The sequence below is a fragment of the Streptomyces sp. NPDC045470 genome, assembly GCF_040646595.1.
In the GTDB taxonomy this organism is placed as follows: Bacteria; Actinomycetota; Actinomycetes; order Streptomycetales; family Streptomycetaceae; genus Streptomyces.
This window is the reverse complement of sequence record NZ_JBEZAN010000037.1, coordinates 1-12,423: the sequence shown is the minus strand read 5'-3', so window position 1 is coordinate 12,423 and position 12,423 is coordinate 1. Positions and strand designations below refer to the sequence as shown.

Below are 12,423 nucleotides of genomic sequence, written 5' to 3'. Positions count from 1 at the left end.
GCACAGCGATCACGGCGGGAGGAGCCGGAGGGGCGGTGCGGCCGGTTCGGTCCCGAGTCGCAGAAGCCGGGCGACAGTCCAGGTCCGAGCGCGGTCTTGCGCGTCGAAGAGGTCGGTGTGGGTGATCATGACTTCGGTGGCCCCGGCGTCGAAGTAGCGGCGCAGACCGGCAGTGACAGTGCCCTCGTCGCCGGCGATCAGCAGGTCCGCCGCGCTCGACAGCCCCTCGTTCGCGATGACCTTCTGGTAGGACGGGATGCTGTCGTAGAAGTCGAGGGCGGCCGAGACGCGGTCGCGGGCGGCTGCGGCGTCGTCGGTGACCACCGCGGGCACCCCGGCCACGATCTGCGGGGCCGGCCGCCCGGCCGCGGCGGCGGCTTCGGTGATGGCCGGCACGATCTGTTCGGCGAGGGTACGAGGCCCGGCGAGGAACGGAATCGTTCCCTCGGCCAGCTCGCCTGCGGCCGCGAGGGCCTGCGGCCCCATCGCAGCCACCAGGACCGGGACCGCCGGGGAAGCTCCGGCCACGGCCGTCGAGCCGACTGGCCGCGATGTCAGCGTTTCCCCCACGAAGGCGGCGTCGTCGCCGTCCAGCAGCGGGCGCAGCGCGGTGAGGTACTCGCGCAGGTGCTGGATCTGCGGCGGATACGGCAGGCCGAACTGCGGCTCGAGAACAGTGCGCGCGCCGAGTCCGACGCCGAGCCGGAAGCGCCCTGCGGCAGCCGCCTGCGCCGTCTTCGCCGCAGCCGCGAGCAGCAGCGGATGGCGAGGGTACATCGGCACGACAGAGGTACCTACGCAGACCCTGGGTTCCGCCCGGCCCACCAGCCCGGCGAGCTGGGGTGCGTCGTAATCCGCCGCCTGTCCGAACCACACGGTGCGCACCCCGGCGTCGGCCACCTCGTGCGTGAACTCCACAGCCCGGTCCACAAGGTTGGTCATGCCAGGTTCCTGCGCGAACGTGCCTCCCAGAAACACTCCGACCCTCATTCCGGCAGTGTCCATCATGAGCTCCTTCGTGATCCGCTTCCCATGACTCACGTCGTCTTCACCACCGCGACCTCCCTCGGCCCGCAGCACCACGGTGATTGCAGGCTCTGCAATCACTGTACAGTTTGATTGCAGTTTCTGTAGTCACTACTCTGCGTGTCATGGGACGATGGCCGGGCGGCACGCAGGAACGGCTGCAGGAAGCCGCGATCGAGTTGTTCACCGAGCGCAGCTACGAACGTACGACCGTCGCCGAGATCGCGACGCGAGCCGGCCTGACCGAGCGCACCTTCTACAACCACTTCGCCGACAAACGCGAGGTGCTCTTCCCTGAGCAGGACTCGTTCATCGCCGAGGTCCGCGAAGCGGTGGGCGCGGCACCCGCCAAGCAGTCCCCGCTCGACGCGGTCAGCGCGGCATTCATCGCCGGCAGTGACTGGTTCGACCAGCGCCGGGAGGCAGCACAGCGCCGCAGGCACATTCTCGACGCACATACCGATCTGCGAGAACGCGAATGGGCGAAACTGGCAGCCCTTGGTGAGGCGATCACCGCCGCGCTGCGCACACGGGGCATCCCCGACCCGGCGGCCACGCTGACCGCCGCGGTCTCCGTCACCGCATACCAGCTCGCCGCAGCCCGGTGGCTGGCCGATCCGCAGTACGGCACGCTCGGGCATCACCTGCACACGAGCTTCGAGGATCTGCACCGCACCGCACGCAGCTGGTAACGCCCCATCGATACCGGCTGTGGCCGTCGGGGACCTCAACCGCCGGACAGCCAGTGCCGGACGCTTCATTCCGCGGGGTGTTGTCGGCCAAGGGATGCGGACAGGTCGCCGGTGGTCAGAAACGCGGTCGGCGACGGCGGTGGGCTCAAATGTCCAGGACCCCTTCGGCTGCGAACCCGCCATACTCATAGCTGCCGGTGAACCACTCACGCGCCAGTTCCTGCAACGCCCCGGCCGGAAACCGGCGAACCCTCCTGCTTCGCCGGGCGGTCACATGGATGGCGGGGAGACGAGTCCGGCCGCCACCCGCGAACTCCAGGAGGAGACCGGCGTCACGGTCCCGGCCACCGATCTGGCGCAGAGGGGCGCCTACGACGCCATCGGCCGCGACCCCCGCGGCCGGTACGCCACGGTCGCCTCCACGGCCACCCTGCCCTCGCCTATTGCCAACTCGCATGAAAGTAACCTGCGATTTTGCAAACCATGCCCCGGCCATCTCGCACTCACTGCGCCACACGGCCCGACATATACGCATGTCAGAGGCCCCACCGTCAGGACACCGCGATGAAAGGCCCACGGACACCGAGCCGCGAATCGGCAGCGGTCCCGAAGAAGCGGCCGGTGCGGGAGCACCACGAGGAGTGTGACAAGGAGCTGTACGAGGGCAGGAACTGCACCTGCTGGTCCATCAAGCGGTTCGGGCCGCCCTCCGGGCGGGAGGGCTACGGGGACGACTTCTGACCGCTCCCCCGCCGTGAGGCCCCGGGCCCGCCACAGGGCCCTCGTACGCCACCGGCGCGGGCTACCAGCGGCGCAGGTCGACGCCGATGTCACGGCCGAAGCCCTCCGACTCGCTCAGCACCCTCGTGTTCCAACCGAACCCACGGATGCACAGACCTGAAGCACACCGTTGGACCCGTGGGTTCGAGCTGAAGAGTCCTCGGTTTCCCTGAACCCACGGGGATCGGGGCCCGGTACTCCCGGCTCCCAAGGGCCACGGCACGCACGGCCCCAGCCCCGCCTCCGGCCCCGAGCGCCAGGTGCGGCGTGGACCTGCACCGAACAGGGCCCCGTCTTTGCCCGGGAGCCAGCCCGCATCCGCGCCCGGCGGATCGCGGCGATGAGCTGGGGGATGGTGTCCTGGGAGGCCACCGCGTCGTCCGGGACGGTGGGGTACAAGAACCGCAACCTGATGCCCCGACAACCCGCCAGGCTCGAAAACACGGCTCTGACCAGCAGAATTGAGGAACTGCAACTGGGGTACCTAGCAAAGCGTCGGCGGGAAAGCCCATGGCCTTCCCGTCGACGCGTCCGTATGCCGGTGCTCAGCTGCGGTGCGGTGTTCGGAGCCTGTGTGCGGTGGGCCATGCGGCGCCGGTGAGGAGCAGGAAGGTCACGCCTGCCGCGGTCGTCGTCGGCACGAGATCCGCCCACGTGTCACTGGTGTCGGCGTTGAGCCATGCCAGCGCGGCGAGGAGCCACAGTGGCAGACCGGCCCAGGCCAGCGACCCCGCCACCCAGCGCAGTGCCTGGGCGGTGCTGCGCCCGGCCGTGCGAAACGCCTGGGCGGCGAGCAGTGCCTGGGCCAGGAAGTACGCCTCGCCCAGCATGAGCCCTGTCCAGTACGAACCTGACAGCCAGGCGGTGGCGGGGACGCCGATCAGCATCGCGGCGACCCCGGCCGCGGCCCACACCGCCGTACAGGCCCTGATACAGGTGCGCGCTCGTGTGGTGGGCACGTCAGTCTCCGTCCGCGGCAGTCGTCATAGGGGGCGTCTTGTCGTCACAGAAGATCACCCGCTTCGGTGTTTCATTGGCCGTGGTGAGCGGCGGAACCGTGATGGTGGGCCTCAGGGGATGAAGGCGGGATCGATGCCCATCGCGGCGACGCCGTCACGCACCGAATGAACGAACTGCTCAAGTGCGGCTGCCAGAACATCCCAGGTGACAGGTGAGGTCCAGAAGTCCGGCGTGTAGGTGGAGCCGATCCGCCAGCCCTCGTCGGAACCCGTGATGCGGATCAGCCCCGGGTCCGCCTGCATCGAGTCGAGCTCAAAGTCCTCCCGGCCAGCGTCCGGGCCCTGGAGCCAGAGCGCCACGCGGTAGGCCAGCTCGGCCACGGGGAATGCCTCCTCGGACCACACCACCCGCCCGTCTTCCCAGATGGACAGATCTGCCTCGATGTCGAGGAGGAGCACAGCCAGGGGAGCCTCCTGCGGGGTGAGGCCGCGCCGCGGCAGATCCGACAGTCCGAAGTTTCGGCAGGTGAACCGCACTGCCCGGCCTCCATGACAACTGAGGCCCTGCTCCGGGCCGCCCAAATACGGACAACCGTACCAAGGTCAACCGGACAGGCCTCAGATGCGCGCGAGGATCTGCCGGAGGGGGTGCCCCAGGGCGTCCGTGAGCGCGGCCAGTTCCTCGCCGGTCAGCCGTGCGCGGTTCGGATGGCGGGCCTCGAGCCGGAAACGCGCGAACCCCATCGGCCAGTCGTAGGCCAGCTCGTTGAGCGACGTCTCGACGCCGCAGCAGGGGACCGTCACCGTGAGCGTCCGGAAGCCCTCGTCGTAGCGCTGCGAGACGGCCTCCCCCCACCAGTCAAAGGCGAGTTGCGCACCGCACTGCGGGCAGGAGATCTTCTCCAGGTTGACGCCGCAGTCGACCACTTCGACGCTGTCGTGCCACCGAGTGTGAAGGCCGCGGCGGGCGTCGTCTGGCAACATCCGGGCCAGCGCGGCCGCAGCACCCTCTGCCGCCTGCCTACCTGGCTGCCAGTACGGATCGGTCGCAATGACCGTCAGACAGGTGCCGCTCATCGCCCGCCTCCAAAGCTCAGGCAGCCAGACCCAGCAGGAGGGCCGGGTGCTGGCTCCAGGCGGTGGTCCTCACGGCCGGTCACGCCCTGACTTCTCCTACCGCCTCGTAGGCCCCCCTTGCCGTTGCCGCGCACGCTACGAGGAGGCCGTCTGCCGGTCGCCTTGCGCGCTTCCGGCACGCCCCGTGCGTACGGCCGCGACGAGAACCGCCACAAGACCGGAGCCCTGCGCTACGCCCTGGAAAAACCCGGACGGGATCAGGAATCCCGTTGCCAACAGCAACAGGCCGACAGCCATCAAGCTGGTCGTCGGCGTCCTGGTCACAGTTCCTCGCGTCATGCCTTCACTGTAATGGTCAGGAACAATGCGTGGGCGGGCGCCCCTTATGGCGCGGCTCGCCGTAATCAAGACAAGGCCACAAGAACCGAAAGCAGCTCACTGAGCGACCACATGGCCAGAAGGACATGATCGTTCTCACCGGCATTTTCTGTACCGGAACATCACGTCCGGAGAAGCCCGCGAGTTCACGGAAACTGAAGGGGCCGGCGACCCGGAGTGGGCGCTGCTCTTCGCCCAGGACCCCGACGCCAATCGCCGGGCGAAGCTGGCCGCCTGTCCCGGACTTCCGGCCGATGTGAGGGAGACGCTCGCCGGCGACCCGGACGTACAGGTCGTCGCGGAACTCGCGTTGTGGACCACGGCGGACCTGGCGGCCCGTCTCGCGCGCCACCCGCATGCCGAGGTCCGCCGCGCGGTGGCGGCCAACGAGGCGACACGACCGCAGGTCCTGGCCGTACTGATGAGCTAGAAAGGCAGCTCGTCGACCACGGCTGACTCCGTTCCCTGCCACTGAGCCCACCGGCCTGGGACAGAGGAGCAGGCCGCAGTGAGGTGGGCCAGGCTTCTCCCCCGAACGTGCAGCCAGCTGTAAGCCGTCAATCCGTCCTGACGCAGAAGAAGCCCGGGAGCGGAGTACCAGCGGACCGGAGAGTCGTCGTCACCCGTCCACATGGGGTAATCCGGGAGAGCGACTCGCTCAAAGAGCTGCGGAAGCATTTCCGCAACATTGGGAGGTATTTCACACGCGTTGTAGAACCGCCCCTCGCTGAACAGCGCCTCCGACAGGACCAGCTCCACACACGCCAGCGAGACCCTGTCCATGAAGGACCGCCAACCGTCACGCGACTGCACGACGACCGGCGGGTCAGTCTTGCCCAGATCGCACAGACACCCCCCAGAAGGCACACCCTTGGTTTTCGCTGCGGAAACACAGCACACCACCGAGGTCCTCGTGTACGAAGAGTTCTGAGGGAGGCAGCATCGGGTCCTGGTGCTCGAACAACGCCGAACGACGGCCAAAGAGCAGGTATGCCTCACGCAGAGCGGTAGGCAGCGACAGACCCAGCCGGCCTTCCGCATGCTGGAGCTCTTCCTCGCCGAAGCCGTCCCCATCGGTCAGGGGCGCATGCCACCCAGCCGCAAAGGTCCGGATGAAGTCCCACGCCTCCGACCGGTCCAACATGCCGTCACGTATGGCCATAGATGCATCGAAGTCACCCACCATGCCGTGGACGGTACCCGTTCCACAGATCCGCCGGGAAACGATCACACCACCGACGGGAAACGATCTTGCAGTCGGTGGCGGCTCTACTGGTCAGAGACGCTCGTGAACAGCCCTACGAGGAAGAGGGCCCGGAGCCGGAGGAGAGCCGGGGCGGGCCCGTCGCGGATTGGTCCGCCCGCCCCGGATCAGTTCGGCGGCTGACGTCTACTGCTTGCACGCCCAGGCGCGGCCGGCGGCCGAGCCGGTCTGGCGGTACTCGTCCAGCTCCGACATCTTCGGGTCGCGCAGCATGCGCAGGGCGCCGGCCTGCCCCGAAGCCGTTGAGGCCGTCCGGTCTTACCACCACGGTGGACGTGTTCCCATGCCGTAGGTATGGCGAGGTGACCGGTACTACGATCGGCTGGCGTGGAGAGAGCATCGCCGCCACCACTTTGTTCGACATGGACCGCCGTGCCCCCGGTGACGGCAAGGCGGCGGTCCTCTACGCCCGCGACAAGCGCCACCATGGCAGTGGTCCCAAGCCGGAACTCAGTAAGCCGGTCCGCCGGCCGGTCCGGGAGGACTGCTCGACGCCCGGCGACCGCGACCCGGACCGGCCGAACTTCGCAGTGCTGCATGTGAATTCCGGCGGCAACGGCACCGTCGGCCGCACCGCGATGCCCCGGGCCGTCTACCGCTGCAAGGACCATTGCGCCGAGGCGGCCGGTACGGCGTTCGCCTGCGTATCCTGCCCCCGCCCTGCGAGAACAAGGAAGCCCCACCTCATGACTGCTGATGAGTTCAACGCCCTGTACGCCGTGGGCACCCCCGTCATCGCCTACCCCGGCATCCGCCCCCAGGAGGAACTGACCGGCCTCGCCTGCGAGCGGATCGTGACCCGCACCCGCACCACGGCAGGCCCGTCGTCATGGTCAAGGACCACGGTGCTCACATCGCCCTGACGCACATCGACGTCGCCCACGGAGAAGGCTGGCCGTGAAGAGTGGCCGGTGATCGGCCATGGGGACCGCCCGGGAGGCGACGAGCTGGCGACATGCACATAACATGGCCTTTCGTGACAGAACAGCTTCCGGACTTTCCGTACCACCCTGATCCGCTGGCCACCGGGTCGGTTATCGCTTCCGACGCCGTGTGCATCAGATGCAACCGGGACCGGGGCTATCTCTACACCGGTCCGATCTACACCGCGGCGGATGTCGACGACGGGGTGTGCCCGTGGTGCATCGCCGACGGCAGCGCCGCCCGGCAATACGACGCACAATTCACCGGCGGGCCCAGCGACGACATACCGGACGCCACCTGGGAGGCACTCTCGACGCGGACCCCGGGCTACAGCACCTGGCAGGGCGACGGTGACTGGTTGGTCCACTGCGGCGACGGCGCCGCCTTCCTGGGGCCGGTCGGCGCCCGGGAACTGGCCGGCTACCCCGACGCCGTCGAGGCCCTGCGCCAGGAGACGGCCGGCTGGGGCGGCAGCGCCGACGATGTCGAGCGCTACCTCACCGCTCTGGACAAGGACGGCTGGGCCACCGCCTACCTCTTCCGCTGCCGTAGCTGCTCGGTGCACCTCGCGTACTCCGACTTCGCCTGAGCATGGCGTGCAACCTGGTGTCGGACGATCGATCGGCCCCGGCTGCACCGAGGCTGAGAAGGGACACCGCTGCGGCCGCCCAAGTGGCGGTGGTGGGCGCGCGTTCGCTCACCGCATCCGCGCGGCGTGGCCAGCGCCCCCTCGGAGGTGGCTCAAGCACAAGAACCTCAACGTCCTGGGTCGCTACAGTTTCACCGTCACCCAGTCGGCGGGCGGCAGCCTGCGCCCGCGGCGGGGCCCCGACGCGACCGAACTCGATGACGACGAGGACGGCACGGAGGACTGACGGGTGTCAGGTACCGGCCAGGGCGCCAATCAACTTCTGGGCCGCCGCCTTGGTCAGCCGCTTCGCGGGGTCGCGGTCGAGCGCAGCGCGGGCCTTGTTGGCGATGCGCACCGCCAGTTCGGTGTCGCGGGCCCGGCCGACCGCTTCAAGGGCCTGCTGAGGGGCCGGATTCATGACACTACTTCCTTGGTAACCTTTACTTACCAGGGCTGGTAAGTAAAGGTTACCGCAAGGGGGCGGGATTCGAAGGCGCCTACTGCCTCCTTCTCTGCGGCGCGACCACGCAATGGCCGCGTTGCAGCGAAACACCTGGCGGGCTCGGCGCGGCCGTCGACGCCCCGTCCGCGGCCGAATGCGCGTCGGCCCCGGCGGCCCCTGTACGGCACTTTTCGCTCCGCCGGTGACCTCGTCGGCGTTCACATACTGCGGACCTCTTCCGGGACAACGGGACGGGGTGTAGAACTCGCAGGGCTCACCCGGCGCTGTCGAACAGGTCGGGCGCCGGCCCCTACGACGGGAGACCGATCACCCATGCTGCATCTGATACGGCGCAGAGTGCGGACGGCCGCGCTCGCGCTCTCGGCCATCGCGGCCCTCACCTTCGGTGCTGCCACCCCGACCGGCGCGGCAGCGGCCCCTGCCCCCGCTCCCAAGAAGCAGGGGCCGGCCTCGGTGGCCTACGTCGAGGTGAACGACCACAGCATGCTCAACGTAGGCAAGTACACCCTCGCCAACGGCGGCGGCAACGCCTTCGACGTCGCCGTGATCTTCGCAGCGAACATCAACTACAACACGGACACGAAGACGGCGTATCTGCACTTCAACGAGAACGTGCAACGCGTCCTTGACAACGTTGCCACCGAGGTGCGGCCGCTGCAGCGCAAGGGCATCAAGGTCATCCTCTCGGTGCTCGGCAACCACCAGGGCGCGGGCTTCGCCAACTTCCCGTCACAGCCGGCGGCCATGGCGTTCGCCCAACAGCTGTCGGACGCCGTGGCCAAGTACGGCCTGGACGGCATCGACTTCGACGACGAGTACGCCAAGTACGGCACCAACGGCACCGGCCGGCCCAACAGCAGCTCGTTCGTGCACTTGGTGACGGCACTGCGCGCCAACATGCCGGACAAGATCATCAGCCTCTACAACATCGGCCCGTCCGCCTCCCGCCTCTCCCACGGCGGCGTCGACATCTCCTCCAAGTTCGACTACGCCTGGAACCCGTACTACGGAACCTGGCAGGTCCCCGGCATCGCACTGCCCAAGACGAAGCTTTCCCCGGCGGCCGTCCAAATCGGCCGCACCTCGCAGCGCACAGCCGCCAGCCTCGCCCGCCGCACCGTCCGCGAAGGATACGGCGTATACCTCACCTACAACCTCGACGGCACCGACCGCAGCGCCGATGTCTCCGCGTTCACCAGGGAGCTGTACGGCAGTGACGCCGTATACACGCCATAAGACGCCCACACGCCTCGGCACGCGGCGCCCCTCTGGCCCTCACCGCATCCAGTAGCAATACGCCCGGCACAGGCCGCGCCTCTGACAACGATGTCGGGGGCGCGACCACACGGCGGTGCGCCATCGGCGGCCCTCCGAGGCGTCCCCGATGCGTCGGATCGCCAGTCCTTGCCCCCAGGACGGCAAAGGCGGAATACCGGAGGTTTCGTACTGAGACGAGGCAAAACACTTAAGCATCTGAGAGTTTCACCCTGTCTCGTTGCGGCTTATCCAGTTTTAGCTGGTCTACTAATCACCCGCTCTGGAGGAGCGCAGCCACTCACCGCACCCCGCCAGAGCGCTACCAGATGATTGCCGGACGAGGAGGGAGGCATTCGATGCTGATCAGGGCGGCCCGTCCCGAGGAAGCGGCCATACTCAGTGAGCTGGCCCTTCGTTCGAAGGGTCGCTGGGGATATGACAAGGAGTTCCTGGAAAAAAGCCGCGAGGAGCTGACGCTTCAGCCAGGCGACATCGAACAGCGGCGCACCGCCGTGGCGGAGCACCAGGGACACGTCCTCGGGTTCGTCACTGTCCAGGACGACCCGCCGAACGGTGAACTGGGCATGCTGTCTGTGGATCCGCCGGCCATTGGCGGCGTCGGGCGCTTGCTCTTCGAGCATGCGCTTGCCGTCGCGGAGGCCATTGGATTCAAACAGCTGAAGGTCGGGGCTGAGCCGCACGCTGAGGCGTTCTACCGCGCCATGGGGGCCACACGTATCGGAACGGTGCCTTCCGGCTCCATCCCTGGCAGGGAACTTCCACTGATGACCATCGCCCCCCCCCACACGCCGTAGCCCTCAAGAGCAGCCCTGACGATTGGGCCCGTCCGCCTGTGGGCGACTGGGCACAGTTGCGTACACCGACACCTGGGCCAAGAATCGTTGACCGGGCAGCGGCGGCGGATCCAGAACCGGCGGGCGACCTTCTCGTGCAGGGGGTGCCGTCGCGGCGCTCGATGGTCACGTCCGAGGCCGGTGGCCGTCGTACGACGGGAGCTCCGGCGCGGCAACGTACGACTGCCCCTTCGGGCCGGGCCACTGACGATGCTTCGACATACCCGGCAGCGTAGCCACCGGTCCGGACGAGCGGCAGGGCGCGAACTGCGCACGCCTCCAACGGGGTTGATCAGAGCGCTGGATCACGCGGCCTCTCCCGTCCCCTGCCGAGAGCGAGGTGCCGAGGCCACGGTCACCCCAGCCCGTTCGGCACGAGCCCGGCGCAGCGCGGCGGCCTCGGTCGCCGGGGCCTGGCGGCGGTGCTGGACGCGGGCCTGCTCAATCGGGGCCGTCGCGTCCTCCGGGGCGACGTCGGGCTCGGGGAACGCCCGGCGCGACAGTTCCCGCATCGCGGCGGTCTGCCGCTCCACCGCCTCCGCGATGGCCGGGGCCGTCAGGGACGGCCGGGCGGCCTGCCGGTGCGCCTCGATCGCACGGCGGTAGCCCTCCGGCGGCGTCCGGCGCTCACCGGCACGGCGGGCGCGGCCGTCTGCGAGGCCGGGGCGGCGGCCGCCGTGCCGGGGTCGCCTTCACGGGCGTGGGCGCCAGGACGTGGACGGTGCGGACGTTCGCGCCGGACGCCTTTTCGTTGGCGGCCGCGATCAGCTTCGGTGCGTTCCAGCGCAGCTGCGTGCCGTACGCGGGAGCGTCGGGAGCGACGTCCAGGCGGCCGGTGTCCGCTTCGAAGCCCACGGTCTGGACATGCCCGGCGAGTTCGGGCGCGGCCGCGGCGAGGGTGTCGTCGAACCGGGCGAGGACGCTGCCGCCGGCGGCCGGGGCGACCATGGCGCGCTCGGTCATCTTCATGCCGATCGCCGCGCCGAGCCCGAGCGGCTCGCGCCCGTCGTGCCGTACGACCGCTTTGGTGCGCCGCTTCGGTTTCTTGGTGGTGGCACTGTTCTTCTTCGCCGCCTCCCGGGCCGCGACCAGGGCCTGGCGCGCGAGGTCGACGCCGCTCGGTTCGGTCATGGGATCACCGTCCCGGTGGCGTCGTTGTCCAGCGGGCGCGCGGCGAGCTCGGGCTGGCGGTCCGTCCACGGCACGGACCCGGCCTGCTCGGTGCGGGCGGCGGCCTGCTCGCGCAGCTGCTCCAGCTGTGTCGCCAGCAGGTACTCGGCCACGCGCTCCCGGGCCGCGTCCGCGGCCTTCGTCGCGTCCGCGACGGCGTCCGCGCCGGTCGGGTTGTACTGGAACCAGGGACGGCCCTGCTCCGCCTTGTACGCCCGCCGCGCCTCAGCTTCGGCTTCCTCGGTCCCGCCCAGCATCACCAGGGCATTGCCCTGGTACTCGTCGGCGGCCTGCTGTGCGGTCTGGAACGCGGTGAATGCGTAACGCGCCCGCAGCCGCCTCCCGATCGGCCTCCAGGGTGGCGACGTCGGTGATCTCCAGGAACTCCTGCCATGCGGCGGCGGTGCTGGTACCGATCGCCGCCCGGGCCCTGGCGGTGGCGGCCGCGACGCTGCCCGGGTCGGTCAGGCCGACGGACCCGGCCGCCGCGAGGAGACCGGCCTCACCGATCAGGGTCTCGGCCTGACGGCGGTGGTTGCACGCCTCGCACAGCTCCGCCGCCTGGCTGCGCCCGCAGTCCTCGCACGGCAGGGCTTGGCGCACCGCTTCGGCGGTGCGCGCGGCCTGGCGCTCGCGATCCTCCCACTCCCGGGCAGTCGCACGGGCGGCGTCGCGGCGGGCCTGCTCGGCACGGGCCTGCTCCCGACGCCAGGCGAGGTCCTCCGCCTCGATGGGCGACTGGCGAGGCTTCACGGTCCACAAATCGCCCCATTCAGGACTTTAGGTCCTAGTCGGGCTCGGCGGGTTGACGAAAAATCAGGGGCGTCCAACACCACGTGGCACAGGCCGCGGACTAGGCCGTTTCCTTCAGATCATCGGATCGTTGGTTGATGTGTGTCGTTGACTGACGCCCAATGGGCACGCATCGAGCCGTTGCTGCCGGATCGG

17 protein-coding genes and 1 pseudogene are annotated in these 12,423 nt (G+C 69.1%); 8 read left to right on the top strand and 10 right to left on the bottom strand.

Annotated elements, in window-relative coordinates:
• Positions 1 to 9: 9 nt before the first annotated feature.
• Entirely contained in the window at positions 10 to 1,080 is a 1,071-nt protein-coding gene (locus AB0A97_RS40575; protein WP_361160830.1) for a TIGR03564 family F420-dependent LLM class oxidoreductase, read from the bottom strand.
• 71 nt (positions 1,081 to 1,151) lie between these two features.
• Here AB0A97_RS40575 and AB0A97_RS40570 point away from each other — a divergent pair, with 71 nt between their 5' ends.
• The 3 genes from AB0A97_RS40570 (at position 1,152) to AB0A97_RS40560 (ending at position 2,459) form a co-directional block, all read left to right on the top strand.
• A complete protein-coding gene (locus AB0A97_RS40570) occupies positions 1,152 to 1,718 on the top strand; it encodes a helix-turn-helix domain-containing protein (protein ID WP_361160827.1) in 567 nt (188 codons plus the stop codon).
• A gap of 94 nt (positions 1,719 to 1,812) precedes the next feature.
• Positions 1,813 to 2,286, top strand: a complete 474-nt coding sequence (locus AB0A97_RS40565; RefSeq protein WP_361160890.1) for an NUDIX domain-containing protein — start codon at positions 1,813 to 1,815, stop codon at positions 2,284 to 2,286.
• Complete coding sequence (locus AB0A97_RS40560) at positions 2,283 to 2,459, top strand: hypothetical protein (protein WP_361160824.1); 177 nt, start codon at positions 2,283 to 2,285, stop codon at positions 2,457 to 2,459. The genes AB0A97_RS40565 and AB0A97_RS40560 overlap by 4 nt, the downstream gene beginning before the upstream one ends.
• Before the next feature lie 584 nt (positions 2,460 to 3,043).
• Here the strand turns inward: AB0A97_RS40560 and AB0A97_RS40555 are convergent.
• The 3 genes from AB0A97_RS40555 to AB0A97_RS40545 form a co-directional block, all read right to left on the bottom strand.
• Positions 3,044 to 3,457, bottom strand: a complete 414-nt coding sequence (locus AB0A97_RS40555; RefSeq protein ID WP_361160820.1) for a hypothetical protein — start codon at positions 3,455 to 3,457, stop codon at positions 3,044 to 3,046.
• A 111-nt stretch (positions 3,458 to 3,568) separates the two neighbouring features.
• On the bottom strand, positions 3,569 to 3,994 hold the full coding sequence (locus AB0A97_RS40550; protein WP_361160817.1) for a hypothetical protein: 426 nt from the start codon (positions 3,992 to 3,994) through the stop codon (positions 3,569 to 3,571).
• Between the two features lie 81 nt (positions 3,995 to 4,075).
• Complete coding sequence (locus AB0A97_RS40545) at positions 4,076 to 4,534, bottom strand: hypothetical protein (RefSeq protein WP_361160815.1); 459 nt, start codon at positions 4,532 to 4,534, stop codon at positions 4,076 to 4,078.
• Between the two features lie 535 nt (positions 4,535 to 5,069).
• Here AB0A97_RS40545 and AB0A97_RS40540 point away from each other — a divergent pair.
• Positions 5,070 to 5,339 (top strand): annotated as a pseudogene (locus AB0A97_RS40540) (hypothetical protein); the annotation flags it as partial.
• Between the two features lie 399 nt (positions 5,340 to 5,738).
• Here AB0A97_RS40540 and AB0A97_RS40535 read toward each other — a convergent pair.
• A complete protein-coding gene (locus AB0A97_RS40535) occupies positions 5,739 to 6,098 on the bottom strand; it encodes a hypothetical protein (RefSeq protein ID WP_361160812.1) in 360 nt (119 codons plus the stop codon).
• Positions 6,099 to 6,478: 380 nt separating this feature from the next.
• On the opposite strand from AB0A97_RS40535, the gene AB0A97_RS40530 reads away from it, so the two are divergent.
• Positions 6,479 to 7,039, top strand: coding sequence for a hypothetical protein (locus tag AB0A97_RS40530; RefSeq protein WP_361160809.1), 561 nt, complete (start codon positions 6,479 to 6,481; stop codon positions 7,037 to 7,039).
• A gap of 113 nt (positions 7,040 to 7,152) precedes the next feature.
• The gene (locus tag AB0A97_RS40525; protein WP_361160806.1) at positions 7,153 to 7,689 is read left to right on the top strand and encodes a CbrC family protein; all 537 of its coding nucleotides are present in this window, start codon (positions 7,153 to 7,155) and stop codon (positions 7,687 to 7,689) included.
• 292 nt (positions 7,690 to 7,981) lie between these two features.
• Here the strand turns inward: AB0A97_RS40525 and AB0A97_RS40520 are convergent, their stop codons facing one another.
• Positions 7,982 to 8,149, bottom strand: a complete 168-nt coding sequence (locus AB0A97_RS40520) for a hypothetical protein (protein ID WP_361160803.1) — start codon at positions 8,147 to 8,149, stop codon at positions 7,982 to 7,984.
• A gap of 357 nt (positions 8,150 to 8,506) precedes the next feature.
• Between AB0A97_RS40520 and AB0A97_RS40515 the strand changes: the two genes are divergently transcribed.
• Positions 8,507 to 9,430, top strand: a complete 924-nt coding sequence (locus AB0A97_RS40515) for an endo-beta-N-acetylglucosaminidase H (RefSeq protein ID WP_361160800.1) — start codon at positions 8,507 to 8,509, stop codon at positions 9,428 to 9,430.
• 377 nt (positions 9,431 to 9,807) lie between these two features.
• Entirely contained in the window at positions 9,808 to 10,266 is a 459-nt protein-coding gene (locus tag AB0A97_RS40510; protein ID WP_361160796.1) for a GNAT family N-acetyltransferase, read from the top strand.
• A gap of 344 nt (positions 10,267 to 10,610) precedes the next feature.
• Here the strand turns inward: AB0A97_RS40510 and AB0A97_RS40505 are convergent, their stop codons facing one another.
• The 4 genes from AB0A97_RS40505 to AB0A97_RS40490 all read right to left on the bottom strand — a co-directional run bounded on the left by AB0A97_RS40505 (position 10,611) and on the right by AB0A97_RS40490 (position 12,228).
• On the bottom strand, positions 10,611 to 10,838 hold the full coding sequence (locus tag AB0A97_RS40505; protein ID WP_361160793.1) for a hypothetical protein: 228 nt from the start codon (positions 10,836 to 10,838) through the stop codon (positions 10,611 to 10,613).
• Positions 10,839 to 10,932: 94 nt separating this feature from the next.
• Entirely contained in the window at positions 10,933 to 11,436 is a 504-nt protein-coding gene (locus tag AB0A97_RS40500) for a DciA family protein (protein WP_361160790.1), read from the bottom strand.
• Positions 11,433 to 11,732, bottom strand: coding sequence for a hypothetical protein (locus tag AB0A97_RS40495; protein WP_361160787.1), 300 nt, complete (start codon positions 11,730 to 11,732; stop codon positions 11,433 to 11,435). Before AB0A97_RS40495 ends, AB0A97_RS40500 begins: the two co-directional genes overlap by 4 nt.
• Positions 11,701 to 12,228 (bottom strand): hypothetical protein, encoded by a 528-nt coding sequence (locus AB0A97_RS40490; RefSeq protein WP_361160784.1) that lies wholly within the window; start codon positions 12,226 to 12,228, stop codon positions 11,701 to 11,703. Before AB0A97_RS40490 ends, AB0A97_RS40495 begins: the two co-directional genes overlap by 32 nt.
• Between the last annotated feature and the right edge of the window lie 195 nt (positions 12,229 to 12,423).